The sequence below is a fragment of the Variovorax sp. WS11 genome (assembly GCF_010499245.1).
Taxonomy (GTDB): Bacteria; Pseudomonadota; Gammaproteobacteria; order Burkholderiales; family Burkholderiaceae_C; genus Variovorax.
This window is the reverse complement of sequence record NZ_JAAGOW010000001.1, coordinates 3,484,569-3,511,422: the sequence shown is the minus strand read 5'-3', so window position 1 is coordinate 3,511,422 and position 26,854 is coordinate 3,484,569. Positions and strand designations below refer to the sequence as shown.

Below are 26,854 nucleotides of genomic sequence, written 5' to 3'. Positions count from 1 at the left end.
GCCCATGTCTGCCTCCTCGAACGTCACTGCCCCCCTCAAGAGCCTGCCCGCCGACATGGAACTCGTGCTCAAGGTGATCCCGCTGCCGGCCGACGTCAACGCCAACGGCGACATCTTCGGCGGCTGGGTGATGGCCCAGTGCGACCTCGCCGGCTCCGTCATCCCGGCGCGCTACGCCAAGGGCCGCATGGCCACGGTCGCCGTCAACGAGTTCGTCTTCAAGCAGCCGGTGCGGCTGGGCGACATCCTGTCCTTCTATTCGAAACTGGTGCGGATCGGCCGGACCTCGGTGACGGTCACGGTGGAGGTCTTCGCGGAGCGCCACCAGGCGCAGGGCGAGTACATCAAGGTGACGCAGGCCACCTTCACCTATGTGGCGATCGACGACAACGGGAGGCCGCGGGCGATCGTCAAGGAGTGATTGCGCGGCGCGTGATCGCGACCAAGTATCAGAGCTTCGAGAAATCCGGCTTCCGCTTCTCCATGAACGCCGTGAAGGCCTCCCGCGCCGCCGGCTCGCGCAGCATGCGGCCGAAGCTCTGGCCTTCCTCGCCCATGCGCTCCAGCAGAGCCGGCTGCTGCGCCATCTTCATCAGCCGCTTGATCTCGATCAGCGCCGACAGGGGCTTGGCCGCCAGCTTGCGCGCCTGGGCCTGGGCGATGGAATTGGCCTCGGTGGGCGGGACCACGCGGTTGACCAGGCCGACTTCGAGCGCCGCCTCGGCCATGAAGGGCTCGCCCAGCAGCAGCGCCTCGGCTGCGCGGTGGTAGCCGAACATCTGCGGCACCAGCAGGCTGGACGCCGCCTCGGGGCACAGGCCCAGGTTGACGAAGGGCATCGAGAAGGCCGCGTTGTCGCCCGCATAGACCAGGTCGCAATGGAACAGCATCGTGGTGCCGATGCCCACCGCCGGGCCGCACACGGCCGCCACGACCGGCTTCGGAAAGGTCGCGATGCCCTGCAGGAAGCGGAACACCGGCGACTCCGGCGTCGAGGGCGGCGCGTTGAGGAAGTCGCCGATGTCGTTGCCGGCGCTGAAGATGGTGGCATCGCCCTGGATCAGCACGGCGTGCACCGTGCCGTCTTCGGCGGCCTTCGCCAGCGCGTCGGCCAGCTCGGCATACATCGCGCGGGTGATGGAGTTCTTCTTGTCGAGCCGGTTGAAGGTCAGGGTCATCACGCCGGCTTCGGTGTGGACGAGGATGTCGCTCATGGAAGGTCCTTGCTGCAAAGAAGTGGAAGAAGTGGAAGAAGTGTCGGGCCTCGCGGCCGTCACTCCTTGAAGTAGACGATCTGGTTCGAGGTCGCCAGCAGCGCACCGGCCTCGCTCCACAGCTGCGCGGCTTGGTCGAAGTAGCCGTTGCGGAACTGCTGGCCGGTGGCGCGGCCCAGCAGGTAGCCGTCGCTCACCTCGGCGAGCTGCGCGGCGTCGACATGGAAGTAGGTGGTGATCGACACCGTGCCGATCGGCACCGGCTTGGCGCGGCGCAGCCACACGCGCGGATAGAAGCAGTCGCACAGCGCCGCCAGCGCCGCGAAATCGAGCGGGCGCGCCGGCGCGTCGCGCAGCCACATGCGGGTCTCGCTGTGGTCGCCGCTGCCGTCCCAGCGCGTCGGGATCGTGCCGCTGATCGGGCGCATCTCGTAGCGGTCCAGCCACGCCACCTTGCCCGGGCCGATGCTTAGACGCTCGACCTCGATGGGCGGCGGCACCTCGGGCATCGGCAGGTCGCTGGCGCCCCAGGTGTCGCGCCGCAGGGCCGTGACCGCGGTGCCCGTGCTCACCACTTGCGGCCTGCCCTCGGCATCGGCCTGCGACATCTGGATCGTCCAGTGCTGGGTCGAGCGGTTGGTGCGCACCGGCACGGCCAGGAGCTCGAAGGGGCCGGCCTCCAGTGCCACGGCGTAGTTCACCGTCAACGCCACCGGTGCGCCGAGCAGTTCGGGATGCTTGAGCAACGACTGCAGCATCACGGCCGCGGTCGTGCCGCCGAAGGGCCCGACCATGTTCCAGTAGTCGGCGCTGGTGGCGCCGGTGAACAGGCCGGCGCGAAGGTCGCTGTGCGCGAGCGCCAGGGCGTGGTCCAGGGGATGTGTGCTCATCATCGCAGTGTGCTCCGTCGCTGCGGCTCAGGCAGTCGTGTGCGTGACGCCCGCTGCCGGCGACGCGGTCAGCGCCGCGAGCCGGTGCAGGCTGTCGGCCAGGCGCGGCCACAGGTTGAGGCTGAACTGCTCGCGGAAGAAGCCGAAATGCCCGATGCGCCGGGCCTGCACATCGGCCGGCGCGATGCGCTGCACTGCCTTCGGCGCACTCGCGTAGAAGCTCAGAAGGCTCTCGGTGCCTTCCAGCGTCATCAGCTCGTCGTCGGTGATCGACAGCGCCAGCACCGGGAAACGCACGCGCCCGTAGCTGCGCGCGGCCGCCTCGCCCTCGGCGCCCACGCTGTAGCGCGGGTCCAGGCACCAGCGCCGCCACTGCAGGATCACGCCGCGCGGCAGGTCGCCCACCTTGCGCAGCTTGCGGCCCGGGAAGTAGCCCCACAGGCGCGTGGCCAGCGGCACCAGCACGAACCAGAAGTACAGGACGGTGCGCTTGAGCCGCGGCGCGTTCTCGCGCCAGTAGCCGCTGCCCGCCGCGATGCTGACCAGGCCGTCGACCTGCTGCGGCCGCTGCAGGAAGCCCGGCAGCTGCGCGCCCAGGCTGTGGCCCAAGAGGTAGAGCGGGCGGTCGGGCCGCGCGGCCTTGGCGGCATCGATCACGGCCTCGTAGTCGCGCGCCCAGTCGAACAGGTCGGCCTCGAAGCCGCGCAGCGAGGCGGTGGCGCCGCCCGGCCGCGAGTCGCCCGAGCCACGATAGTCGAAGGTCCAGACGTCGACGCCCTCCTGCGCCAGCCAGCGCGCGAAGGGCTCGTAGAAGGCCTGGCGCACGCCCATCGCGCCGCCGATCACCACACTCGCGCGCTGCGGGCCGACGGCTTCGTAGCGGCGCAGCGCGAGCGGGGTGCCGTCCTCCAGGGTCAGGGTCTTCTGTTGCATGCCGTTGTCTCCTTGTCTTGCGTGGCGGCCTGCGTGGCGCGTGCGATCAGACCCGTTCGAAGATGCCGGCAGCGCCCTGGCCCATGCCCACGCACATGGTGACCATGCCGTACTTGAGCTTCTTGCGTTGCAGCGCGTGCACCACGGTGGCCGAGCGGATGGCGCCGGTCGCGCCGAGCGGGTGGCCCAGCGCGATCGCGCCGCCCATCGGGTTGACCTTGGCCGGATCCAGGCCCAGGGTGTTGATCACCGCCAACGATTGCGCGGCGAAGGCTTCGTTGAGCTCGAACCAGTCGATCGCGTCCTGCGTGAGCCCGGCGTAGCGCAGCGCCGCCGGAATCGCCTCGATCGGGCCGATGCCCATGATGTGCGGCGGCACGCCCTTGCTCGCGAAGCTCACGAAGCGCGCCAGGGGCTTGAGGTCGAACTGCTTGCAGGCCTTCTCGCTCGCCAGGATCAGCGCGCCGGCGCCGTCGGAGGTCTGCGAGCTGTTGCCGGCGGTGACGGTGCCGCGGGCGGCGAACACGGTGCGCAGCTTGGCGAGGCCTTCGAGGCTGGTGTCGGGGCGTGCGCCTTCGTCGAGCGACACGGTGCGGGTCTTGGCGATGGCCTCGCCGCTGTCCAGCTCGGGCGTGCGATCGGTCACCTCGATCGGCGCGATCTCGTCGGCGAACTCGCCGGCCTGCTGCGCGGCCAGCGCACGCTGGTGCGACTGCAGCGCGAAGGCGTCCTGCGCCTCGCGGCTGACCTTCCACTGCTGCGCCACCTTCTCGGCGGTGAGGCCCATGCCGTAGGCGATGCCGACGTCGCCGTCGCGCTCGAAGATCGAGGGCGACAGCGATGGCGAGTTGCCCATCATCGGCACCATGCTCATGCTCTCGACGCCGGCGGCGATCATCACCTCGGCCTCGCCGACGCGGATGCGGTCGGCCGCCATCTGCACGGCCGAGAGCCCCGAGGCGCAGAAGCGGTTGACGGTGATGCCGCCGATGCTGGTGGGCAGGCCCGCGAGCACGGCGCCGATGCGGGCGACGTTGAGGCCTTGCTGCGCTTCGGGGATGGCGCAACCGCAGACGATGTCCTCGATGGCCTTCGGATCGAGGCCCGGCACGGCGGCCAGCGCGGCCTTGAGCGTGGCCGCGAGCAGGTCGTCGGGGCGGGTGTTGCGGAAGAAGCCGCGGTGCGAGCGGCCGATGGGGGTGCGGGTGGCGGAGACGATGTAGGCGTCTTGGAGTTGCTTGCTCATCGGAGTTCTTTCAGTTGCGCAGCGGCTTGCCGGTGGAGAGCATCCCCATGACCCGCTCCTGCGTCCTGGGATGAAGAATCAGCGAGCAGAAGGCCTTGCGCTCCAGCGCCATCAGGTACTCCTCGCTCACCAGGCTGCCGGCATCGACATCGCCGCCGGTGACCACGTTCGCGATCAGCCCGGCGATGTGGAAGTCGTGCGCGCTGATGAAGCCGCCGTCGCGCATGTTGACCAGCTGTCCCTTGATCGTGGCGGCACCGCTGCGCCCGGCGACCTTGAACAGCCGCCGCATCGGGGCTCGCCAGCCGGCGTCCGCCATCGCCTTGGCCTGCTGCAGCGCGACGTAGAGCAGCTCGTCCTTGTTGGGCACGATCACGTCGCTGTCCAGCAGGTAGCCCAGTTTCTTCGATTCCAGCGCGCTGGTGCCGACCTTGGCCATGGCCGCGGCGGTGAAGCCCTCGGTCAGGAAGGGCAGCAGGTCGCTGCCGGTCGAGGCCGCCGCGTTCTCGGCCGCGCGGCGCGCGATGTAGGTCAGGCCGCCGGCACCCGGCACCAGGCCCACGCCGACCTCGACCAGGCCGATGTAGCTTTCCATCGCCGCGACGCGCTTCGCCGAATAGACGGCCAGCTCGCAACCGCCGCCCAGCGCCATGCCGCGCACGGCCGACACCACCGGCACGCCGGCGTAGCGGATCTTGAGCATCACCTTCTGCAGCTCTTCCTCCGCCCCCTCGACCGCACCGATGCCGGCGACCACGAAGGCCGGCAGCATGGCCTGCAGGTCGGCGCCGACCGAGAACATCTCGTCGGGCGACCAGATCACCATCGCTTTGTATTCGCGCTCGGCCAGCTCGACGCCGGCCGCCAGCGCGTCGGCCACGTCGGGACTGATGGCGTGCATCTTCGAATGGATGCTGGCGATCAGCACCTCGCCGTCCAGCGTCCACAGGCGCACGTCGCCCTCGTCCTGGATCGTGGTGCCGGCCAGGTTCGCGTCGGCCGCGTTGCTGCCCAGCACACTCTCGGGAAAGAGCTGGCGCTCATGTACCGGCAGGCGGCGCTGCGGGACGAAGCTGCTCTGCGACGCACTCCACGAGCCCTCGGGCGTGTGCACGCCGCCGGCCTCGGCCACCGGGCCTTCGAAGACCCACTTCGGCAGCGGCGCCTTCGACAGCGCCTCGCCGGCGTCGATGTCTTCCTGGATCCACTTCGCGACCTGCGCCCAGCCTGCTTCCTGCCAGAGCTCGAAGGGGCCCTGCTTCATGCCGAAGCCCCAGCGCATCGCGAAGTCCACGTCGCGGGCGCTCTCGGCAATGGTCGCCAGATGCACGGCCGCGTAGTGGAAGCTGTCGCGCAGGATGGCCCAGAGGAAGCGGCCCTGCGCGCCCTCGCTCTCGCGCAGCAGCTTCAGTCGCTGGGCCGCCGGCTTCTTGAGCATGCGGCCGTAGACCTCGTCGGCCTTCTCGCCTGAGGGCACGTAATCCCCCTTGGCCAAGTCGAAGCGCAGGATGTCGCGACCGGCCTTCTTGAAGAAACCGGCCTTGGTCTTCTGCCCCAGGTTGCCCAACTCCAGCAGCTTGGCGAGCACGGGCGGCGTCGCGAATTTGGCGTAGAAGGGGTCGGTCTCGGTGCTCAGGTTGTCCTGCAGCGTCTTCACCACGTGGGCCAGGGTGTCCAGCCCCACCACGTCGGCGGTACGGAAGGTGCCCGAGCTCGCGCGGCCCAGCTTCTTGCCGGTGAGGTCGTCCACCACGTCGGGCGTGAGGCCGAACTTCTCCACTTCCGTCAGGGTCGCCAGCATGCCGGCAATGCCGACGCGGTTGGCGATGAAGTTGGGCGTGTCGTGTGCGCGCACCACGCCCTTGCCGAGCGTGCTGGTGACGAAGGCCTCGAGCTGGTCCAGCACCTGCGGCTCGGTGGTCGGCGTATTGATCAGCTCGACCAGGAACATGTAGCGCGGCGGGTTGAAGAAGTGAATGCCGCAGAAGCGCGGCTTGAGCGCCTCGGGCAGCGCCTCGCTCAGCTTGGTGATCGACAGGCCCGAGGTGTTCGAGGCCAGGATCGCGTGCTTGGCCACATGGGCCGCGATCTTCTTGTAGAGATCGAGCTTCCAGTCCATGCGCTCGGCAATGGCTTCGATCACCAGGTCGCATTCGCCGAGCTTCGCGAGGTCGTCCTCGTAGTTGGCCTGCTCGATCAGCTCGGCGTCGGCCACGTCGCCCAAGGGCGCGGGCTTGAGCTTCTTGAGGTTGTCGATCGCGCGCGTCACGATGCCGTTCTTCGGACCATCCTTGGCCGCCAGGTCGAACAACACGACCGGCACGCGCACGTTGACGAGATGGGCCGCGATCTGCGCGCCCATCACGCCGGCGCCGAGCACGGCGACCTTCTTCACTTCAAATCTGGACATTGAATTTCCAACAAATAGATGTCTTACTGGACGCGGACCCAAGTCTGCGTGCGACCGATGCCCAGCACCGAGCCGCGCACTTCCAGCTTCTTGCCGCCGTCGATGGGCGTGAGGCGCAGCGTGTAGCTCTTGCCGTTCTCGGGGTCGAGGATCTTTCCGTCTTCCCAGACCTCTTTGCCGTCGGCCTTCTTCGCGCCGCGGATGATCTCCAGGCCGACCAGCGGCTTGCCCTTGCGGTCGTCGGTGCATTCGTCGCACACCGCGTCCTGTTTCGCGTCCTTGCGCAGCAGCTTCTCGATGCGGCCGCTGAGCACGCCGCCCGAGTCGCCGATGCGGATCTGCGACTTGGCCTCGCTGGTCTTGTCGTCGATGCTCTGCCAGACGCCGACGGGGGTCATCTGCGCCAGGGCCGAGCCGGCCCACGCCAGGGCGATGGTTGCAAGAAGGCGCTTCATGGCGATCAAGCCAGGGCGGCGTCGGTGTTCATGAGCGGCGCGGCGCCGGCGCGCGCGGTGCGCATCAGCGTCGCGGTCTCTGGAAAGAGCTTGGCGAAGTAGAAGCGCGCGGTCTGCAGCTTGGCCTGATAGAAGGGGTCGGCGTTGCCGGCCGCGATCGCGGCGAGCGCCACGCGCGCCTGCAGCGCGAACAGGTAGCCGAACACGAAGTGGCCCGCCACGCGCAGGTAGTCCACCGCCGCGGCGCCGACTTCGTCGGGGTTCTGGAAGCCGCGGAAGCCCAGCTCGGTCGTGAACTTGGTGAGCTGCTCGCCCAGCACGGCGATGGGCGTGATGAACTCGCTCATCTTCTCGTTCACGCCCTCTTCCTCCACCAGCTTGGCCACCAGCTTGCCGAACTTCTTGAGCGTGGCGCCGTTGTTGCCCAGTACCTTGCGGCCCAGCAGGTCCAGCGACTGGATGGTGTTGGTGCCCTCGTAGATCATGTTGATGCGGTTGTCCCGCACGAACTGCTCCATGCCCCATTCCTTGATGAAGCCGTGGCCGCCGAAGACCTGCATGCAGGCGTTGGTCGAGATGTGGCCGTTGTCGGTGATGAAGGCCTTCACGATCGGAGTGAGCAGCGCGACCAGCTCGCCCGAATCCTTGCGCACCTTCTCGTCGGGATGGTGGTGTTCCTTGTCCAGAAGCAGCGTGCAGAAGATCTGCAGCGCGCGGCCGCCTTCGGCATAGGCCTTGGCCGTCATCAGCATCTTGCGCACGTCGGGGTGCACGATGATCGGATCGGCGTCCTTGTCCTTGGCCTTCACGCCCGACAGCGAGCGCATCTGCACGCGGTCCTTGGCGTAGGCCAGCGCGTTCTGGAAGGCCACCTCGGTCAGGCCCAGCGACTGGTTGCCCACGCCCAGGCGCGCCGCGTTCATCATCACGAACATCGCGGCCAGGCCCTTGTTGGGCTCGCCCACCAGCGTGCCGGCGGCGGCTTCGAGCACGATCTGCGCGGTGGCGTTGCCGTGGATGCCCATCTTGTGCTCCAGGCCGCCGCAGTAGATGCCGTTGCGGCTGCCGAGCGAGCCGTCGGGCTTGACGTTGAACTTGGGCACCACGAACAGACTGATGCCCTTGCTGCCCTTGGGCGCGTCCGGCAGGCGGGCCAGCACCAGGTGAATGATGTTCTCGGCCATGTCGTGCTCGCCGGCCGAGATGAAGATCTTGTTGCCGGTGAGCTTGTAGCTGCCGTCGGGCTGCGGCTCGGCCTTGGTGCGCAAGAGGCCCAGGTCGGTGCCGCAGTGCGGCTCGGTCAGGCACATGGTGCCGGTCCATTCGCCGCTGGTGAGCTTGGGCAGGTAGGTCTTCTTCTGCTCTTCGGTACCGTGCGCCACCAGCGCCTCATAGGCGCCGTGCGAGAGCCCGGGGTACATCGTCCAGGCCTGGTTGGCCGAGTTGAGCATCTCGTAGATGCACTGGTTCACCACGAAGGGCAGGCCCTGGCCGCCGTACTGCGGATCGCAGGACAGCGCCGCCCAGCCGCCCTCGACGTACTTGGCATAGGCTTCCTTGAAGCCCTTGGGGGTCTTCACCTCGTGCGTGCTCTTGTCAAGCACGCAGCCCTCCTCGTCGCCCGAGATGTTGAGCGGGAAGGTGACCTCGGCGGCGAACTTGCCGCCCTCCTCCAGCACCGCGTTGATGGTGTCGGCGTCGACTTCGGCGTGCTTGGGCAGTGCCTTGAATTCGTCGGTGACCTTGAGCACTTCGTGCATCACGAACTGCATGTCGCGAAGGGGCGGGGTGTAGGCGGGCATGGAAAGGTCTCCGGAAAAAAATGAAGAGAAAAAAAAGAAGTCGTGTTCAGCGCACCGGCTTGAGCCGGCGCGTCGCCGCTGCGGCGGGGCCGGAAGCGGCCAGCGCCTCCGGCGTGGCGCAGCGCGCGAGGATGTTGTCGAAGCCGGCGTTGGCGCGGGCCAGCGAATCGGGCGAGCGCAGGAAGCGCGCCTCGTAGTGCAGCGCCAGGATCAGCGCGTGGATCTCGAAGGAGATCTGCTTGGCATCGGCCTCGGCGTGCAACTGGCCTTCTTCCTGCGCCTGCAGCACGGCGCGCAGCATCGCAGCCAGCCAGATGTTCACCGACTCGGCCAGCGCATCGCGCACCGGCCCCGGCCGGTCGTCGAACTCCACCGCGCCGCTGATGTAGATGCAGCCCGAGTCGATCTCGGCCGAGGTGCGCTTCATCCAGTTGGCGAAGAGCGCACGCAGTCGCGGCAGGCCGCGCGGCGCCTGCAGGGCCGGGTAGAACACCTCCTGCTCGAAGCGCGTGTGGTACTCGCGCACCACCGAGATCTGCAATTCCTCGCGCGAGCCGAAATGGGCGAACACGCCCGACTTGCTCATGCCCGTGACCTCGGCCAGCGCGCCGATGGACAGGCCCTCGAGCCCGATCTGGGCGGCCAGGTTCAGCGCCGCATCGACGATGACGGCTTTGGTCTGCTGGCCTTTCTGGGGCGCACGGGTGGCCTTGCGAGGCGCGGCGGCGGGCATGGTGCGGGGCGATGGAATAAAACGAACGGTCGTTCTATTTTGCAGGCCTTTTACTTTCCGCTCGATGAAAGCCCGACAGCGGAGGAAGGTTATCGGCCGCGCGCGGCAGCCCTCGCGCGCGCGGGCGCGCCGACCGGAGGCGCCCCGGTCGCCGGACTGTGCGCGCGTTCCAGGCTCAGGCCAGACGGCCCAGTCCGCTGACCGGCGCTTCGCGGTGATCGGCCTGCACCCCGGCCGGCGCACGCACCTCCAGCCATGACACGCGGTACAGCAGCCCCAGCACCATCACCGCCCCGAAGAACTGGTAGGACTGCAGCACGTTCCACCGCGTCGCGGCGAGCAGGTTGGTCGCGCCCACGAAGGATTCGCTGGACAGCACGAACGCGATCCACAGGAAGGGCACGGTCCACGCGCCCCATGCCTGCCGCCGCAGCGCGGCGGGAAAGAGCACGGCGAAGACCGGCAGCAGCATGCCGTAGTGGTGGTCCCACGCGATCGGCGACGCCAGCGTCAGGCTCAGCATGACCAGCGACAAATCCACCGCGCTCGGGCGCTTGCCCAGCTTCCAGAGCAGCACCACGCCGAGGATCAGGGCCGAAGACACCGTGGTTACCGCGTAGACGACCGGATGGAAGGGCGGGAAATCGGTGCCTGACCAGACGAGCCCGGCCCCCTGCAGGTTCACGCCGTTGGCGAGCAGCCGGTGCATCAGGCCGTTGAGGGACTGGTTGATGAAGTAGCTCTCCCCGTGCTTGCTCAGAAAGGACACGACGGGCATGTAGTCGAAGAAGTTGCGAGGCCCGTAGACCGCGATCGCCAGCAGGGCGCAAGCGCCTGTGACCCAGGTCGCGGTCCAGGCGAACTTCCATTGCCGACGCAGCAGCGCCCAGAGGATGACGACGACCCACTGCGGCTTGATGATGCAGCACAGGGCCATCGCCAGGCCGGAGAGCCGGGGCTGGTTGCGCTGCCAGGCCAGCAGCGCGAGGCCGGCGGCCAGCGTCATGGCGGTCTGGATCTGGCCGTGGTATTCGGAGCGCAGGATCGGATAGAACAGTGCGACCGTCAGCAGGCTCAGGCCCGCCATCACGCCGGCGGAGACCGGCGGAAACTGCAGCGCCTCGCGGCCGGACGACTCCTGCACCGCGCCCATGAAGAGCTTGAAGAACACGACTCCGATGGCGACGAGGCTGAGCCGGGACAGGATCTTGAAGATCGCGACCACCGTGTCCGGCGCCAGGCCGAAGAGCCACTGCGGCAAGTCCAGCGGCAGCAGCGCCGTGAGCGGGTACTGGAACTTCACGTGCTGCACGAAGAAGACCGACGGGTACAGCGGCTGGTCCGGATGCTCCCGCAGGAAGGCGGAGGCGCGCAGCATCGGCATCCACGAGTCGTCGCCGTTGTGGAAGGACAGCACGAATTTCAGGTAGCCCAGCGAGCTCTCGCGCGGCTCGCCGACGGCGAGCGCGACGATGGCGCTCGCCACCAGGCCGCTCAGCAGGAAGACCAGCCACAGGCGCCACGCGGCACTCAGCCGTTGCGCCTGCGCCGAGCGCCGCGGCAAGCCGGGGATACTCGGCTGGTGGCGCCACAGCGCGAACAGGAGCAGCGTGCAGAGAACGGTCGCGGCCGCGACCAGGATCAGGATCTTCATGGCGGTGTCGAGGGGAAAAAGCTAGTGCGCCATCCAGAGCGCGAGGGCACCGAGGCCGACCGCCAGGCGGCTGACCCAGTCGCGCGCGGCGAAGACCACTGGGTCGTCGTGCAGCGCGCCGCGCACGGCCTTGAGCCAGATGCGCACGGTCCAGAACAGGAACAGCGGGATCAGCGCCCACAGGTATTCGGGATCGCCGTAGCGCGCGAGCATCTGCCGGTCCTGCAGGTAGAGGCTCAGCAGCAGCGCCGACATCTGCCCGGCAGCGACGCCCGTGCACAGCACGAAAGTCGCATCGCCGGGGACGTAGCCCCGATCGCGCTTGAGCTGCCCGGCGTCGCCGCCGGCGGCACCGGCGGCAGTGAGTTCCACATAGCGCTTGGCCAGCGCCAGGCTCAGGAAGATGAAGAGGGAGAAGGAGAGGATCCAGAAGGAGAGCGGCTGCCCCGTCGCCTGGGTGCCGGCCGCCACGCGGATGGTGTAGAGCGCGGCCAGCGCGAACACGTCCACCACCGCGCGCCGCTTGAGGAACACCGAGTAGGCGGTGGTCAGCGCCGCATAGAACAGCAGCACGCCCACGAAGGATGCGGGCAGCAGCGCGGCCGACAAGGTCAGCGACGCGATGGCCAGCGTGACCGACATCGCGAGCCCGGCGCTGGGCGAGATGTCGCCGGCGGCGAAGGGTCGTCGTCGCTTGCGGTGGTGGCGGCGGTCCGACTCGAGGTCGAGCAGGTCGTTGAGCACGTAGATGCCCGAGGCCATGAGGCCGAAGGCCAGGAAGGCGAGCGTCGCATCGACCACCAGTGCCTGCGTCAGGTCGTGCAGCACCGGCATCAGCGGCAGGAAGACCAGCAGGTTCTTCAGCCACTGGTGCGCGCGTAGCCCGTAGAGATAGCGGCCGAGGCCGACGCGCTTGGGCTTGATCACCGCCTCCACCTCGGTCAGGCCGGCCGCGCGGCGTGCCAGCGCGCCGGAGCGGCTGACCACGACGGCCGCCTCCGCGCCTTGCCAGACCTTCAGGTCGGCGGGGTGGTCGCCGGCGTAGCTGAAGGCCTTGCCGCCGGTATCGGCCAGGATGGCGGCCAGCTTGTTCGCGCCCTTGACGTTGCGCTCGCCGTCGGAGGCCAGCACGGCATCGAAGAGGCCCAGGTGCTCGGCCACCCGCCGCGCCACCTTGCCGTCGCTGGCCGTGGCCAGGATGGTGCGGCGGCCCGCTTCGCGGGCGCGGCGCACGAAGTCGAGCACCTCGGGCCGGTATGGCAAGGTGCTCACGTCCAGGCTCGTGCGCTGGGCCACCTCGCGCTTGAGCGCGGCGCGCCCCCGCAGCAGCCAGAGCGGCAGCTGCAGCAGCGCGCTCGGCGAGACGCGCACCAGCTTGAGCAGCGACTCGTGCAGCGAATCGGTCGCGATCAGCGTGCCGTCAAGGTCGACGTAGAGCGGAAGGGGAGGCGCCATGTCAACTCCTCGCCAGCACGACGACACCGACCAGGATGATGGCGATGCCCAGCACCCGCGGGCCGGTCAAGGCCTCGCCGAAGAGCTGCCAGGCCAGCAGCGCGGCGATCACGTAGCCCATGGACAGCATGGGGTAGGCGAGCGTGACGTCCACCCGCGTCAGCGCCAGGACCCAGAGGCCCGCGCTGACGAAATAGCAGCACAGGCCGACAAGGATCCAGGGCTGGGTTGCCGCGTTCCACCCGGCCGCGAACAGCGATGCGCCGCTGCCGAACGCCACCGTCCCGAGCGACTTGGCGCCGGCCTTGAGCATCAGCTGCGCTGCCGAATTCAGCAGCACGCCGGCGAAGATGATCGAGAACGTGGGGAAGGTCATTTGAAACTTGAGGTCTTTTTGGTTACCACAAGTATCATGCCTTCGTATTACAACTTTCCACTTCATCGTCGAAGGGAAATCGACGAAAAGTTGGCGTTCAGTCGGGAGAAACGCGCCGGCCGGCACGGAAGTCCGGCGGGAGGCAGTTCCCTGCCCTATTCGTAGCGCTTGCCGAGCGCCATCAGCGCCGGCGTGCCGATCACCGCGTTGAGGCCATCGAAGTCCAGCATCCGGTCGCGCCAAGGCTGGGTCGTGCGGTGCTGGTGCAGGCTCCCGTAGTAGCCCTGCAGGGTGTGGACCACCGCCCGCGCCGTGCCGCCCGGGAAGATCGCGATGCGGAAGCCGTGCGCCTGGAGCGCATCCGCATGCTGCACCGGCGTCTTGCCGCCTTCGACCATGTTGGCCAGCAGCGGGATCCGGTCCGCGAAGCGCTTGCAGGCCACCGCCATCTGCTCGGGCGAGCGCAGCGCCTCGATGAAGAGCGCATCCACGCCGCAGGCCAGGTAGGCCTCGGCCCGGTCGAGCGCGGCCTCCAGGCCCTCGACCGCGAGGGCGTCGGTGCGCGCGAGGATCAGCGTTTGCTCGGAGGTGCGCGCATCGAGCGCGGCCTTCAGCTTGCCGGCCATCTCGCGCTCGGACACCACGCTCTTGCCGTCCAGGTGGCCGCAGCGCTTGGGAAAGCCCTGGTCCTCCAGCTGGATCATCGCGGCGCCCGCGCGCTCGAAGCCGCGCACCGTGCGCTGGGTGTTGAGCGCGTTGCCGAAGCCGGTGTCGGCATCCACGATCACCGGCAGCGCGACGCGCTCGCAGATGCGCGCCAGCGTGTCGGCCACCTCGGTGAAAGTGGTGAGCCCGACGTCGGAGCGGCCCAGCCGCGTGTAGGCGATCGAGGCGCCCGAGAGGTACAGCGCCTCGAAGCCGGCCTGCTCGGCCACCAGCGCGCTCAGGGCGTCGTAGACGCCAGGCGCGAGCACGATGGCGCGCGAGGCCAGCCGTGTCTTGAGGGAAATGTCATTCGCCATGGTCGTTCCTTCCTTTGTCGACGAGCGCCGCCGCCGTGCGCGCCGCGATGGCGCCGCCGGCGACCGCGCTCAGGAGCCCGTTGCCCGAGAGATAACCCCAGACCGCATCGCCCGAGACGCCGCCGGCCGCGCCGCCCGCGGCCAGCAGATTGGGCAAGGCGCTGCCATCCGCGCGCAGCACCCGCATGTCGGGCGCGACGTCGAGGCCGCCCTGGGTGTGGAACAGCGCGCCCGTGACCTTGACCGCGAAGTACGGCGCAGCGAGAGCGCGCTGGAACACGCGGCCGTCCGGCTGCGGATCGATACGGTGCAAGGCGTCGAGCGTGGCCTGCAGCGCCGCCGCATTGCAGCCGATGCACGCGGCCAGTTGCGCCACGGTGTCGCAGCGGCGCAAGGCACCGGCCGCTTCGGCTTCGCGGAAATCGGGGAACTCGCGCGCCAGCGCCAGCAGCGGCGCATCGAACACGTTCCAGGCGACGCCACCCGGCTGGGCCAGCACCTTCACCGCGGCCTCGGAATAGCCCTGGGTCTCGTCGTGGAAGCGCCGGCCCTCGCGGTTGAGCTGCACGCCGCCCTCCATCATCACGGCCCACGACATCAACGCGCCCTGCGGCGTGACCCAGGAGCCGTGGCCCTGGTAGCCGCCCAGGTCGCGCAGCCGCGCGCCCAGCGCCCGGCCCCAGAGGATGGCGCTGCCGTCGTTGCCCACATGCCCGCCGAAGGTGGCCTCGGCCATCTCGGGCAGCAGCTCGCGCACCATCGCCGTGTTGCCGCCGAAGCCGTTGCAGGCGAGCAGCAGGGCCTCGCAGGCGATGCGCTCTTCGCGGCCGTCGGGCCGGCGGACGCCGAGGCCGATCAGGCGGTCGGCGTCGTCGAGCCACAGCGTCTCGGCCAGCGCCTGCGTCAGCACCGGAATGCCGGCTGCGTCCGCCGCCGCCTGCAAGGCCGCCATCAGCGCGGCGCCGGTCTTCTGCGGCAGGCTGTGCATGCGATGCACGCCATGGCCCGGGTACAGGAAGCCGTCGAGCAGCGTCCACTGCAGCCCGTGGCGCGCCTGCAGCGCATCGAGCGCCGGGCCGATGGCCTCGGTGTAGGCCCGCACCAGCGCCGGTGCCGCGCGGCCGTGGGCCTTGGCCTGGATGTCGGCGGCGAAGCGCTCGGGGCTGTCGTCGACGCCGCGCTCGCGCTGCACGCGCGTGCCGGGCGCGGGAATGAAGCCGGAAGACAACGCCGTCGACCCGCTCGGCTGTTCATCGCGCTCCAGCACCACGCAGTCGATGCCGGCGTCATGCAGCATCAGCGCCGCCGTCAACCCGCAGGCGCCCGCGCCGACGATCGCGACAGGGGCCTGCGCCTCGGCGTCGATCCGCGGCGCGCGCTGCACGCGGCGCAGCGGCGCCTCGGTTTTTTGCGTCATGCGAGCCGCTGCACGAAGTCCGCGCAGTCCATCACCTCGGCCACGTTGCGCATGTCGGCCAGCGAGGTCTGGTGCCGTTCCTCGCCGAAGGCCGCGCACCCATCGGCCAGCACCAGCGTGCGGTAGTCGCGCATGTGGGCATCGCGCACCGTGCTGGCGACGCCGCCGTTGGTGACGATGCCGCACACGGCGACGGTCTCGATGCCCGCGCGGCGCAGCACCCAGTCGAGCTGGGTGTTGAAGAAGGCCGAGTACGCGACCTTGCAGACCGTGACGTCGACCAGGCCCGCGAGCCCGTCGACGTTGGCCTGCCCCCAGCTGCCGGGCGCGAAGTCGCCCTTGCGCAGAAAGGGCCGCAGGGCCAGGAGGTGCGGCGAGACCATGGGCCCGCCGTCCGCCCCGGGCCATAGCGTGAACTGACTCGCGGCGACCATGCCGCCGCCGGCCTTGAGCGCGCGCGCCACGGTCGCCACGCGCGCCGGCAGCGGGGCCGCCGCCGGGTTGCTGTCGCCGCCGCGCGCATAGGCGCCCTTCGGGTCCAGGAAGTCGTTCTGCAGGTCGATGACGACCAGCGCGGTCTTCGCGGCCGCGATGCGTGCATCCCCGCTCATGCCAGCCTCACCAGCAGGTTGCCGAAGGCATCGACCTCGGCCTGGAAGCCGGGCTCGAGCCACACGGTGGTGTCGGCCTGCTCCAGGATCGCCGGCCCTTCGATGCGCGTGCCCACCGGCAACGCCAGCCGCGCGTAGCGCACCGCCTCGTGCCAGTGCCCCTGATGAAACACGCGCTGCGTGCCCAGAGGCGCCACGCTGCCCTCGCCTTCCGGCGCCAGCACGGCCAAGTCGAACTTGGGTCGCACGCCGATGCGCGCATAGCGCAAGTTCATCACGCGGATGCCGATGCCTTCGAGCACGCGACCGAAAGCGGAGGCATAGGCGGCCTCGAACGCGCCGCAGATGCTCTCACGCGTCAGCGCTTCGGCGCCGGGCAGCGGCACCGGCAGCGTGTGGGTCTGGCCGGCGTAGAGCATGTCGAGCGCAACGACTTCGCGTACCTGCTCGAAACGCACGCCGGCCGAGTCGAGGCGCTGCTGACACCCCTCGGCCAGCTCGGCGACGCGCTGCCGCAGGGCGTCGACGTCGAGGTCGTCCAGCGGCCGGTTGAGGGTCTGCACCGCGTCGTGCCGCATGTCGGCGATCACGCAGCCCAGCGCCGAGGTGACGCCCGGATAACGCGGCACGATGCCGATGGCCACGCCGACCTCGCGCATCATCGCGCACACATGCAGCGCGCCGCCGCCACCGAAGGGCATGTAGGCGAAGCGGCGCGGATCGTGCCCGCGCTCGATCGACACCAGCCGGATCGCACCGGCCATGCGCGCGTTCGCGACCGTGAGGATGGCCTCCGCCGCGGCATGCGCGTCCAGCCCCAGCGGCTTCGCCACATGGGTCTCGATCGCCTCGCGCGCCTTGCCGGCATCCAGTGCAGCCAGCAGCCCGCCGCCCAGCGGCCGGTCGGCCGCGATGCGGCCCAGCAGCACATTGGCATCGGTCACCGTGGGCCGCAGGTTGCCGCGGCCGTAGCAGGCCGGCCCGGGCACGCTGCCGGCCGACTCGGGCCCCACCTGCAGCATGCCGCTGGCATCCACCGAGGCGATGGAGCCGCCGCCGGCGCCGATGGTCTCGATCTGGATCATCGGCGAGCGGATCACCATGCCGAAGTCGATCGCGGTCTGCGCCGCCAGCGCGGCCTCGCCGTTGGCGATCAGCGAGACGTCGAAGGAGGTGCCGCCCATGTCGCCGGTGATCGCGTTCGGGAAGCCCGCGGCGCGCGCGATCTCGGCGCAGGCGATCACGCCGGCCGCCGGCCCCGAGAGCGCGGTGCGCACCGGCAGCTCGCCGGCGGTGGCGCGCGACATCACGCCGCCGTTGCTCTGCACCACCAGCAGCTCGCCGCTGAAGCCCTGGCCGCGCAGGTCGGATTCGAGCCGTTCGAGGTAGTTGCCCACCACCGGCTGCAGCGCGGCATTGAGGGTGGCGGTGGAGCAGCGCTCGAACTCGCGGATCTCGGGCAGCACCTCGGCGGCGGAAGTCACATGCGCATTCGGCCAGAGCTCGCGTACCGCGGCGACCGCGCGCCGCTCGTTCTCGGGATTGGCGTAGGTGTTGATGAAGAAGACGCAGATCGCCTCGCAGCCCTCGGCCAGCAGCGTGCGCGCCTCTTCGCGCACCTGGTCGAGGTCGACCGGCGTGTGGATGCTGCCGTCGGCCAGCACGCGCTCGTCCACCTCGCGCCGCAGCCGGCGCGGCACCACCGGCACGAAGCTGCCGCGCAGGCCCCAGGTCTGCGGCCGGTCGCGGCGGCGCATCTCCAGCACGTCGCGAAAGCCCTGCGTGGTGAGGATGCCGGTCTTCGCGACCTTGCGTTCGAGCAAGGCGTTGGTGCCGACGGTGGTGCCGTGCACGATGGTCGCGATGGCCGCGGCCGAATCGGCCACGCGCGCCACGCCGTTCATGAAGCCGCGCGCTTCCTCGCCGCGGGTCGAGGGCACCTTGACGATGCGGGCCGTGCCCTCGGCCTCGTCGAGCACGAACAGGTCGGTGAAGGTGCCGCCCACGTCGACGCCAACCACCAGCGCGCCGCCGGCTTTCTGATTTGCTGCTGTCATTCGCTTTCTTTCCGGCCGGTGGCTTCGGCGCTCACATAGCCCATGTCCCGGTCGCGTTCGCGCTGCTCGGGCCGGCGCTCGGCCGGCGCGCCCCAGCCGCCGCCGCCCGGCGTCTCCAGGCGCACGCGCTCGCCGCGCGCGAGGCGGATGCCGCGCATCTTCGACACCATGGGCGGCACGTGCCAGGTGCCCTCGTTCTCGTAGCGGAAGACGTTCAGCGCGCCCGGGCCGCCGCCCGCGATGCCCTTGGGCGGCGAGCTGCCGCGCTCGCCGAAGACGAAGACCTCCGCGTCCTTCTCCAGCAGCTCGATCTCGTAGACCGCGCCCAGGCCGCCGCGGTGCTGGCCGTCGCCGCCCGAATCGGCGCGCAGCGACCATTCGGTGAAGCGCACCGGGTACGCGGCCTCCAGGATCTCCAGCGGCGGAATGGTCGCGGTGGAGATCGGCGCATTGCCGTGCGACAACCCATCGCCGCCCGAATGCGCCCCGTGGCCGCCGCCGAAGAAGCTGAACATCACCCAGCGCTGGCCCTCGCGCCCCGCGTCGCTGCGGTGGCCCGCGATCGACAGCGCATTGATGGTGCCGTAGGCCTGCGCCACCGCGCGCTTCGGATCGGCCTGCGCGGCGGCGCTGAAGATCACGTCGATCATGCGCAGGATCGTTTCCGTGTAGCCGCCCATCGGGCGCGGCCGCTCGGCACTGATCACCAGGCGGTCGGGGATCTCGAAGTCCACCGCGTCCAGCACGCCGGCATTGGCCGGCACGTCGGGGAACAGGTGCTTGAGCGCGACGTAGCAGGCCGCCACCGCGGTGGCCCGCGAGATGTTGACCGGCCCCGCGCACTGCGGCGAGCTGCGCGAGAAGTCCAGCCGCAGCCGGTCGCCCGCCACCGTCATGTCGAGCGCGATGGTGAGCGGCTCGGGGGTGATGCCGTCGTTGTCCAGCAGGTCCTCGAAGCTGTAGCGGCCGTCGGGCAGCGAGGCGATGTGCGAGCGCATCAGCTTCAGCGCGCGGCCGCGCAGCTCGCCCATGGCCTGCAGCACCAGGGCATCGCCGTACTCGTCGAGCAGGCCGTGCAGCCGCCTGGCGCCCAGGTCGAGCGCGGCCAGCTGGCCGTTGAGGTCGCCCCACAGGCTCTCGGGCAGGCGGGTGTTGGCGCGCAGGATGGCGAGCACGTCGGGGTCGAGCTGGCCTGCGCGCACGATGCGCACCGGCGGGATCTGCACCGCCTCCTGCCAGCACTCGGTGGCGGCTGGGTTGTAGTTGCCGGGCACCGCGCCGCCCACGTCGTGCCAGTGCGCGGCCGAGGCCATGTGGCAGTAGAGCTTGCCGTGGCGGAAGAAAGGCCGCACCAGCTTGAAGTCGTTGGCGTGGGTGCCGCCGTCGTAGGCGTCGTTGCTGATCCAGATGTCGCCGTCCTGCATGCCGCCGCGCGCAGCTGCCACCTTCGCCGTCGCGCGCACCGCGAAGGCCATGGCGCCGACGAACACCGGCAGGCCCGACTTGCCCTGCACCAGCGTGTCGCCGGACTGCGCGTCGTACAGGCCGTGGCAGGCGTCGTGCGCCTCGGCAATGATGGGGTTGAAGGCGCTGCGGTAGAGCGTGGCGTCCATCTCGTCGGCCACCTGTTCGAGGCGGCCGCGGAGCACGGCGAGGGTAACGGGGTCGAGGGTGGGGTCGCTCATGTCGAAGCCTTGTCGGGTTGGTCCTTGAAGCGCCGGCGCAGCTGCGCGAGCAGGCCTCCGGCACGCACCATCTCCATCAGGAAAGCCGGCACCGGCTCGCAGGCGAGCACGCGGCCATCGGCGCTGCGCACGGCCGGCCGGTCCACATCCAGGGAGACCTGCTCATCCTCCTGCAGCGATTCGGCCTCGGCGCAGGTCAAGAGCAGCAGCCCGAGGTTGAAGGCGTTGCGGAAGTACAGGCCGCTGTACGAGGGCGCGATCACCGCCGCCACGCCCAGCTGCACCAGCACCGCCGCGGCCTGCTCGCGCGAGGAGCCGATGCCGAAGTTGGGCCCGGCCACGATCACGTCGCCCGGCCGCACCTCGCGCGCAAACTCCGGGCGCACGGCTTCGAGGCAGTGCTTCGCGATGACGTCGATGCCGTGCTTCATCGCATGGCCGGGGGCGAGCGCATCGGTGTCGATGTCGGCGGGGAGGCGCCAGACGCGATGGGTCATGCGAGCACCTCCCGCGGATCGGTCACGCACCCGCGCAGCGCCGACGCGGCCACGGTGTAGGGCGAGCCCAGGTACACCTGCGCATTCGGCGAGCCCATGCGGCCCTTGAAGTTGCGCGCGGTGGTGGAGATCACGGTGACGTCGCCCAGCGGGTCGCCATAGCCGGAGCAGGCGCCGCAGGCCGTCGGGTACAGCTCGGCACCGGCCTCCAGCAGGACCTGCAGCACGCCCTCCTCGCGCGCACGGTCCTGGTCGCGCAGGCTGGCGGGCGCCACGATCAGGCGCACGCCGGGCGCGACCTTGCGCCCGCGCAGCACCTGCGCCGCGGCGCGCAGGTCATCCAGCTTGGCACCGGTGCAGGCGCCGATGTAGGCCACGTCCACCGGCGTGCCGGCATCGCGGCTGACGCCGTGCGCATTGGCCGGGCTGTGCGGCGCGGCGACCTGCGGCTCCAGTGCAGCGGCGTCGAAGCGGTGCAGCTCGAAGGCCGCATCGGCATCGGTGAACCAGGGCGCGGTGTCCACCGCCGGCACGCCGGCCTCGGCCAGGAAGGCGGCGGTGGTTGCATCGGGTGCGATCAGCCCGGCCTGCGCGCCCAGCTCGGCGCTCATGTTCGACAGCGTCATGCGCTCCTGCATCGACAGCGCCGTCACCGCCGGTCCGCAGAACTCCACCGCCTGGTAGCGTCCGCCGTTCATGCCGAAGCGGCCGATCATCGACAGCATCATGTCCTTGGCCGTGACGCCGGCCGGCAGGGCGCCGTCCCACCACAGGCGGATGGTCTCGGGCACGCGCAGCCAGATCTGCCCGGTGACGACCACGCCCAGCATCTCGGTGCTGCCCACGCCGAACATGTAGGCACCGAAGGCCCCGCCGGTGGGCGAATGCGAATCGCCGCCCACGCACAGCATGCCGGGCCGGATGTGGCCATGCTGCGGCACCACCACGTGGCAGATGCCCTGGCTGTCGTAGACATGGGGCAGCGCCTGGTCGCGCGCCCAGTCGCGCGCGATGCGCACGATGCGGCGCGAATCCTCGTCGCGCTCGGGCACGTAGTGGTCCATCACCAGCACCACGCGCGACTTGTCCCAGAGCTCGGCGCCCAGCTCCTCGAGCATGGGCTGCAGCCGGCGCGGACCGGAGGAGTCGTGGAACATCGCGAGGTCCACGCCGCAGCTCACGATCTCGCCGACCGCCACCTGCGCGCGGCCGCAGGCGCGGGCGATCAGCTTCTGCGCCAGCGTCTGCGGCGCACGGGCGGCGGCGGTCATTCCGGCTTCGCTCCGGAGAATTTCACGACCTTGCCCCAGCGCACGATCTCGCTCTGCACGAAGGCCGAGAACTGCTCGGGCGCATTGCCCACGGGGATCGCGCCCTCGGTCTCCAGGCGCCTGCGCATCTCGGGTTGCGCGATGGCCTGCCGGGCGGCATCGCTGATGCGCTTCGCCAGCTCGGGCGGCAGGCCGCCCGGGCCGAAGAGGCCGAACCAGGCGCTGGACTCGTAGCCGGGCAGCGTCTCGGCGATGGCCTGCACCTCGGGCAGCGAAGGCAGGCGCTTCGCCGTGGTCACGCCCAGCGCCTTGAGCTTGCCGGCCTTGATGTGTGCCTGCACATTGCCCACCGCCGCGAACATCAGCTGCACCTGGCCGGCCAGCACGTCCTGCACGGCGGGCGCGGTGCCGCGGTAGGGAATGTTCACGATGAAGGTGTTCGACTGCATCTTGAAGGCATCGCCCGCCATGTGCAGCGAGGAGCCGATGCCGCCGATCGCGAAATTGAGCTGGCCCGGCTTGGCCTTGGCCAGCGCGATCAGCTCGCGCACGTTGTTGGCCGGCACCGAGGGATGTGCCACCAGCACCGATGGCGAGGTCGCGACGCAGGTCAGCGCGCTGAAGTCCTTCACCGGGTCGAAGGGGAGCTGAGGGTAGAGCGTGGCGTTGATCGCGTGGCTGGTGAAGCTCATCAGCAGCGTGTTGCCGTCGGGCGCCGCCTTGGCCACCGCCTCGGCGGCGATGTTGCCGCCGGCGCCGGGCCGGTTCTCGACGATCACCGGGCGGTTCAGCACCGGCCCCATGCTGGCGGCCAGGGTGCGCGCCAGCGTGTCGGTGGAACCGCCGGCAGGTGCGCCGACCAGGATGCGTACCGGCGCGCCGCCGATCTGGGCGCGCGCGGCGCCGGCCGCCAGCACGGCGGCGGCGGACGCGATGAGGAGATCTCGACGTTTCATGGCTTTCCTTGTCTCTTCGTTGGTGAGCGCAAGGCGCTCAAAGTCCCAGGTAGGCGCGCCGCAGCTCGTCGCTCGCGAGCAGCGCCTGCGGCTCGCCGGAGAAGCGCACGCTGCCGTTCTCCAGCACATAGGCGCGGTCGGCGATCTCCAGCGACTGGCCCACGTTCTGCTCGACCAGCAGCACCGCGAGGCCGTCGTCGCGCAACTGGCGGATCAGGGAGAACATCTCTTCCACCAGCAGCGGCGACAGGCCCAGCGAGGGCTCGTCGAGGATCAGCAGCACCGGCTCGGCCATCAGGCCGCGGCCGATGGCGAGCATCTGCTGCTCGCCGCCGCTCATGGTCCCGGCCTGCTGGGCGAGGCGCTCCTTCAGGCGCGGGAAGATCGCGAACACGCGCTCGAGGTTGAGCGCGCGGCGCTCGCGGGCGCGGGTGAAGGAGCCGAGCTCCAGGTTCTCCAGCACGCTGAGGTTGGGGAACACCTTGCGCCCTTCGGGCACCTGGATCAGCCCGGCCTTCACCACCTCGCGGTAGTGGGCGCCGCTCAGGTCCTGCCCGTCGAAGCGCACCGAGCCGCCCCACGCCGGGCAGAGGCCGCAGACCATCTTGTTGAGCGTGGACTTGCCGGCGCCGTTGCTGCCCAGCAGCGCCACCATCTCGCCGGCGCGCACCTCGAGGTCGACGCCGCGCAGCACCTCGGTGCGGCCGTAGCCGCCGCGCAGGCTCTTGATGTCGAGCAGCACCGTCATGGGAGTACCTTCGCCTTCGGCTACGGTGCTATTCGCCTTGGGAGCGGCCCGGCGGCTCACTGGACTACCCTCCGTTCAAAGCGTGGCTTACGCACCGTGCTGCGCAGGGTTGTCCACGGCGGCGGGCGTCGCTTGCGACGAACGCACGCCGCGGTGGGCAACCCGTGTTCAGCGGTGCGGAGTTGCTTGTTGACGCGCTCGGCTGGGCAGAGAGATGTTTCGTTGCGACTTCCGTGCCCTTGGGTTGACTGCTTCGGCGGCTGGCCTCTCGAAGGCTCGCATGAGACCTGCAGCCCCCAAGGTGCCGGAAGACCCAGACGGGCTACAGGATGTAGCGCCAAGGTTGATCGCCAGGAGCGCCTATCAGTGAGCGACCCGCGTGGGCTTCCGACACGGCAAGTCATACCGCAACTTGCAGGAGTTTGTCCATGACCAAGTACTTTGCCGGGCTGGATTGGGCCAGCCGAACCCATGCCGTGTGCGTCGTCGACGAGCGCGGCACCGTGCGATGCGAATTCGAAGTCAGCCACGACGCAGCCGGACTGGCCGAGCTGTGCCGGCGCCTGAAGGCCGCGCGCGTCACAGCCGTGGCGATCGAGCGGCCCTCGGGGCTGGTGGTCGATGCGCTGCTGGAGGCTGGCTTGCAGGTGGTGCCGATCCATCCCAATGTCGTGAAGGCCACTCGGCCGCGCTACCGCAGCCACGGCGGCAAGAGCGACGCCACTGACGCCTACCTGCTGGCGGACTTGCTGCGCACCGACGGCCATCGCTTCAAGCCGCTCGCGCCCCAAAGCGACGAGATCCGCACCCTGCGCGCCCTGGTGCGCGGGCGCGATGACCTGGTCGCCACCCGCGTGCAGCTGGCCAACCAACTGCGCGAGTTGCTTCAGTCGTTCTGGCCGGGCGCCGCCGAGGTGTTCGCCGATGTGGATTCGCCGATCGCGCTGGCCTTCATCCAGCGCTATCCCACACCCGAGTCGGCCAGCCGGCTGGGCCCCAAGCGCATGGCTGCCTTCTGTGCCCAGCACGCTTACAGCGGCCGCCGCGCGCCCGAGGAATTGCTCCAGCGGCTGCACCAGGCTGCTGCTGTCGCATTGGGCGAGCTCGAGATCGAAGCCAAGGGCGAGCTGGCATGCAGCCTCGCGCGCGTGCTCGAGCGCCTCGTCGAACAGATCCGCCTGCTGACCAGCCGTATCGAGCACGCCGTCGCCTCCAGCGAAGATGGCCAGATCATCATGAGCTTCCCGCGCGCCGGACGCATCTGCGCAGCCCAGATCCTGGCCGAGATCGGCAGCGTGCGCGAGCGCTTCGACAATGTCGAACGTCTCACCGCCGAAGCCGGCGTGACTCCGATTACCTACGAGTCCGGCAAAAGCAAGGCAGTGGCGTTTCGATGGGCCTGCAACCATCGCCTGCGCGCCGCCATCACCTGCCTGGCCGACAACTCGCGCCACGCCAGCGCCTGGGCCGCGCAGGTCTATCAAAAGGCCCGCGCTCGCGGCTGTGATCATCCGCACGCCATCCGCATCCTCGCGCGCGCCTGGCTGCGCGTGATCTGGCGCGCTTGGCAGAACCACCAGCCCTACGACGTGCAGCGACACACCGCCGCCATGCTCCACCTCGCCGCAACTGGGGGTTGACACAGGATGTCTCATGCTGCGACCTCCACCGGCGCGCTGGCCTTGCGCAGGCGCGCCGCCGTGCCATGGCCCAGATAGGCCTCGACCACCTGCTCGTTCGAGGTGACCTGCTGCGGATTGCCCTCGGCGATCAGCCGCCCCTGCGCCAGCACCCACACGTGCTCGGCGAGATGCATCACGGCCTGCATCACGTGCTCGATCATCAGCACGGTCACGCCGCTGTCGGCGATGCCGCGCACCACCGGCATCATCTCGGCGATCTCCTGCGGATTGAGGCCGGCCAGCACCTCGTCGAGCAGCAGCAGGCGGGGCCGGGTGGCGAGCGCGCGCGCCAGCTCCAGGCGCTTGCGGCCGGCGACGGTGAGGTCGGAGGCCGGCTTGTCCAGCTGCGACGCCAGGCCCACCCATTGCGCCACGTGCTCGGCCTGCGCCAGCGCCTGCGCACGCCCACGCACGTGCAGGTGCGCGCCGACCGCGATGTTCTCGCGCACCGTCTGCGCAGCGAAAGGCTTCACGATCTGGAAGGTGCGCGTCATGCCCAGCAGCGCGTTGCGGTGCGGCTCGCGCCCGGTGATGTCCTGGCCGGCGAAGCGCACCGTGCCGCTGTCGGGCCTGAGGAAGCCCGACATCAGCGCGAACAGCGTGGTCTTGCCGGCGCCGTTGGGCCCGATCAGCGCACACAGTCGCCCCTCGGGCACGGCCAGGCTCACGTCCTGCACCGCCTTCAGCCCGCCGAAGGAGCGCGAGATGCCGGACAGCTGCAGCAGCGGCTCAGCCATGGCGGCCCCCCTTCCACAGCTGCCGTGCAGACTGCCCCAGACCGGCGATGCCGCGCGGCAGGAAGATCACGATCAGCACCAGCACCACGCCGTAGATCACCATGTTGATGCCCGGCAGCTCGCCGAACAGGTTGCGCGTGAGGTCGGCCAGCACATGCAGCACCACCGCGCCCAGCACCGGCCCCCACAGCGTGCCCATGCCGCCCACGATGGCCGCGACCAGCGCCTCCACCGAGGTGGAGGCGCCATAGGCAATGCCCGGATCGATGTACTGGAACACCTGCACGTAGAAGGCCCCGGCCGCGCCCATGAAGGCGCCCGACAGGCCGATGGCCGCGAGCTTGATGCGAAAGGGATTGACCCCCACCGCGCGCGCCGCGTCCTCGTTGTCGCGCACCGCCTGCAGGTAGGCGCCGAAGCGGCTGCGGCGCAGCCACCAGCTCAGGAGCAGCGCGGCGACCACGAAGCCCAGCACCAGCCACAGGTAGCCGCTGCGCGAGCCGAACTGCAGGTTGGCCGCGGACTCGCGCAGCGGCACCATCAGCCCGACGCCGCCGCCGGTGAAGGGCACCGACAGCGCGATGATGCGGAAGACCTCCGCGAAGGCCAGCGTGACCAGCGCGAAGTACGAGCCCTTGAGCCCGTAGCGGAAGCTCAGCGCACCGACGAAGAGGCCGGCCAGCGCGGCGCCTAAGATGGCCAGCGCCAGCGCGGCCCAGGCATTGATGCCGCCCTGCAGCTGCGCAATGGCCTGGATGTAGGCCCCGGTCCCGAAGAAGAGCGCATGCCCGAAGGAGAACTGCCCGCCGAAGCCGCCGAGGATGTTCCAGGCCTGCGCCAGCAGGGTGGCGTAGAGCGCCATCATCACGAAATTGAGCACCGTACCTGAGCGGGTGAAGAGCGGCACGCAGGCCACCAGCACCGCGAACAGCGCGATCAGCGCGAGCTGGCGCCCGCCTTGCTTGCCGATTTCACTCATTAGGCAACCTCCGCGCTGCGCGCT

The 26,854-nt window shown here is 69.8% G+C and carries 24 protein-coding genes; 2 read left to right on the top strand and 22 right to left on the bottom strand.

What is annotated here, in order from left to right; translation table 11 throughout:
- Positions 1-4: 4 nt before the first annotated feature.
- Complete coding sequence (locus GXN78_RS17315) at positions 5-421, top strand: acyl-CoA thioesterase (RefSeq protein WP_106560646.1); 417 nt, start codon at positions 5-7, stop codon at positions 419-421.
- A gap of 28 nt (positions 422-449) precedes the next feature.
- On the opposite strand, the gene GXN78_RS17310 is transcribed toward GXN78_RS17315, so the two are convergent.
- The 20 genes from GXN78_RS17310 to GXN78_RS17215 form a co-directional block, all read right to left on the bottom strand.
- Positions 450-1,214: an enoyl-CoA hydratase gene (locus tag GXN78_RS17310; protein ID WP_106560647.1), complete on the bottom strand. Its 765-nt coding sequence runs from the start codon at positions 1,212-1,214 to the stop codon at positions 450-452.
- A 59-nt stretch (positions 1,215-1,273) separates the two neighbouring features.
- Complete coding sequence (locus GXN78_RS17305) at positions 1,274-2,107, bottom strand: thioesterase family protein (protein ID WP_106560648.1); 834 nt, start codon at positions 2,105-2,107, stop codon at positions 1,274-1,276.
- 24 nt (positions 2,108-2,131) lie between these two features.
- The gene (locus GXN78_RS17300; RefSeq protein WP_106560649.1) at positions 2,132-3,037 is read right to left on the bottom strand and encodes an alpha/beta fold hydrolase; all 906 of its coding nucleotides are present in this window, start codon (positions 3,035-3,037) and stop codon (positions 2,132-2,134) included.
- Positions 3,038-3,083: 46 nt separating this feature from the next.
- Positions 3,084-4,283 (bottom strand): acetyl-CoA C-acyltransferase, encoded by a 1,200-nt coding sequence (locus GXN78_RS17295; RefSeq protein ID WP_106560650.1) that lies wholly within the window; start codon positions 4,281-4,283, stop codon positions 3,084-3,086.
- 10 nt (positions 4,284-4,293) lie between these two features.
- Positions 4,294-6,693 carry a 3-hydroxyacyl-CoA dehydrogenase/enoyl-CoA hydratase family protein gene (locus GXN78_RS17290; protein WP_106560651.1) on the bottom strand — a complete coding sequence of 800 codons (2,400 nt, stop codon included), beginning with the start codon at positions 6,691-6,693 and terminating at the stop codon, positions 4,294-4,296.
- A 23-nt stretch (positions 6,694-6,716) separates the two neighbouring features.
- Positions 6,717-7,148, bottom strand: coding sequence for a DUF2147 domain-containing protein (locus tag GXN78_RS17285; RefSeq protein ID WP_106560667.1), 432 nt, complete (start codon positions 7,146-7,148; stop codon positions 6,717-6,719).
- Positions 7,149-7,153: 5 nt separating this feature from the next.
- The gene (locus GXN78_RS17280) at positions 7,154-8,950 is read right to left on the bottom strand and encodes an acyl-CoA dehydrogenase C-terminal domain-containing protein (protein ID WP_106560652.1); all 1,797 of its coding nucleotides are present in this window, start codon (positions 8,948-8,950) and stop codon (positions 7,154-7,156) included.
- Positions 8,951-8,996: 46 nt separating this feature from the next.
- Positions 8,997-9,683 carry a TetR/AcrR family transcriptional regulator gene (locus tag GXN78_RS17275; protein ID WP_106560653.1) on the bottom strand — a complete coding sequence of 229 codons (687 nt, stop codon included), beginning with the start codon at positions 9,681-9,683 and terminating at the stop codon, positions 8,997-8,999.
- 175 nt (positions 9,684-9,858) lie between these two features.
- The gene (locus tag GXN78_RS17270; RefSeq protein WP_106560654.1) at positions 9,859-11,337 is read right to left on the bottom strand and encodes a glycosyltransferase family 87 protein; all 1,479 of its coding nucleotides are present in this window, start codon (positions 11,335-11,337) and stop codon (positions 9,859-9,861) included.
- 21 nt (positions 11,338-11,358) lie between these two features.
- A complete protein-coding gene (locus GXN78_RS17265; RefSeq protein WP_106560655.1) occupies positions 11,359-12,792 on the bottom strand; it encodes a UbiA family prenyltransferase in 1,434 nt (477 codons plus the stop codon).
- A gap of 1 nt (position 12,793) precedes the next feature.
- Entirely contained in the window at positions 12,794-13,168 is a 375-nt protein-coding gene (locus tag GXN78_RS17260; RefSeq protein ID WP_106560656.1) for an SMR family transporter, read from the bottom strand.
- A gap of 155 nt (positions 13,169-13,323) precedes the next feature.
- The gene (locus GXN78_RS17255; protein ID WP_106560657.1) at positions 13,324-14,190 is read right to left on the bottom strand and encodes an isocitrate lyase/phosphoenolpyruvate mutase family protein; all 867 of its coding nucleotides are present in this window, start codon (positions 14,188-14,190) and stop codon (positions 13,324-13,326) included.
- Positions 14,180-15,607 (bottom strand): FAD-dependent oxidoreductase, encoded by a 1,428-nt coding sequence (locus GXN78_RS17250; RefSeq protein WP_106560658.1) that lies wholly within the window; start codon positions 15,605-15,607, stop codon positions 14,180-14,182. The genes GXN78_RS17255 and GXN78_RS17250 overlap by 11 nt, the downstream gene beginning before the upstream one ends.
- Positions 15,604-16,218, bottom strand: coding sequence for a cysteine hydrolase (locus tag GXN78_RS17245; protein ID WP_106560659.1), 615 nt, complete (start codon positions 16,216-16,218; stop codon positions 15,604-15,606). The genes GXN78_RS17250 and GXN78_RS17245 overlap by 4 nt, the downstream gene beginning before the upstream one ends.
- Complete coding sequence (locus tag GXN78_RS17240; protein ID WP_106560660.1) at positions 16,215-18,275, bottom strand: hydantoinase/oxoprolinase family protein; 2,061 nt, start codon at positions 18,273-18,275, stop codon at positions 16,215-16,217. The genes GXN78_RS17245 and GXN78_RS17240 overlap by 4 nt, the downstream gene beginning before the upstream one ends.
- A complete protein-coding gene (locus GXN78_RS17235; RefSeq protein WP_106560661.1) occupies positions 18,272-19,960 on the bottom strand; it encodes a hydantoinase B/oxoprolinase family protein in 1,689 nt (562 codons plus the stop codon). The genes GXN78_RS17240 and GXN78_RS17235 overlap by 4 nt, the downstream gene beginning before the upstream one ends.
- On the bottom strand, positions 19,957-20,457 hold the full coding sequence (locus tag GXN78_RS17230; RefSeq protein ID WP_106560662.1) for a 3-isopropylmalate dehydratase: 501 nt from the start codon (positions 20,455-20,457) through the stop codon (positions 19,957-19,959). The genes GXN78_RS17235 and GXN78_RS17230 overlap by 4 nt, the downstream gene beginning before the upstream one ends.
- Positions 20,454-21,728, bottom strand: coding sequence for a 3-isopropylmalate dehydratase large subunit (locus tag GXN78_RS17225; RefSeq protein ID WP_106560663.1), 1,275 nt, complete (start codon positions 21,726-21,728; stop codon positions 20,454-20,456). The genes GXN78_RS17230 and GXN78_RS17225 overlap by 4 nt, the downstream gene beginning before the upstream one ends.
- The gene (locus GXN78_RS17220) at positions 21,725-22,684 is read right to left on the bottom strand and encodes a tripartite tricarboxylate transporter substrate binding protein (protein ID WP_106560664.1); all 960 of its coding nucleotides are present in this window, start codon (positions 22,682-22,684) and stop codon (positions 21,725-21,727) included. Before GXN78_RS17220 ends, GXN78_RS17225 begins: the two co-directional genes overlap by 4 nt.
- 37 nt (positions 22,685-22,721) lie before the next feature.
- Entirely contained in the window at positions 22,722-23,432 is a 711-nt protein-coding gene (locus tag GXN78_RS17215) for an ABC transporter ATP-binding protein (RefSeq protein ID WP_106560665.1), read from the bottom strand.
- 428 nt (positions 23,433-23,860) lie between these two features.
- Here GXN78_RS17215 and GXN78_RS17210 point away from each other — a divergent pair, with 428 nt between their 5' ends.
- A complete protein-coding gene (locus GXN78_RS17210; protein WP_106561508.1) occupies positions 23,861-25,072 on the top strand; it encodes an IS110 family transposase in 1,212 nt (403 codons plus the stop codon).
- Positions 25,073-25,083: 11 nt separating this feature from the next.
- Here GXN78_RS17210 and GXN78_RS17205 read toward each other — a convergent pair whose 3' ends face one another.
- Together GXN78_RS17205 and GXN78_RS17200 are read right to left on the bottom strand one after the other, a co-directional pair.
- Positions 25,084-25,851: an ABC transporter ATP-binding protein gene (locus tag GXN78_RS17205; protein ID WP_106557422.1), complete on the bottom strand. Its 768-nt coding sequence runs from the start codon at positions 25,849-25,851 to the stop codon at positions 25,084-25,086.
- A complete protein-coding gene (locus GXN78_RS17200) occupies positions 25,844-26,830 on the bottom strand; it encodes a branched-chain amino acid ABC transporter permease (protein WP_106557421.1) in 987 nt (328 codons plus the stop codon). The genes GXN78_RS17205 and GXN78_RS17200 overlap by 8 nt, the downstream gene beginning before the upstream one ends.
- Between the last annotated feature and the right edge of the window lie 24 nt (positions 26,831-26,854).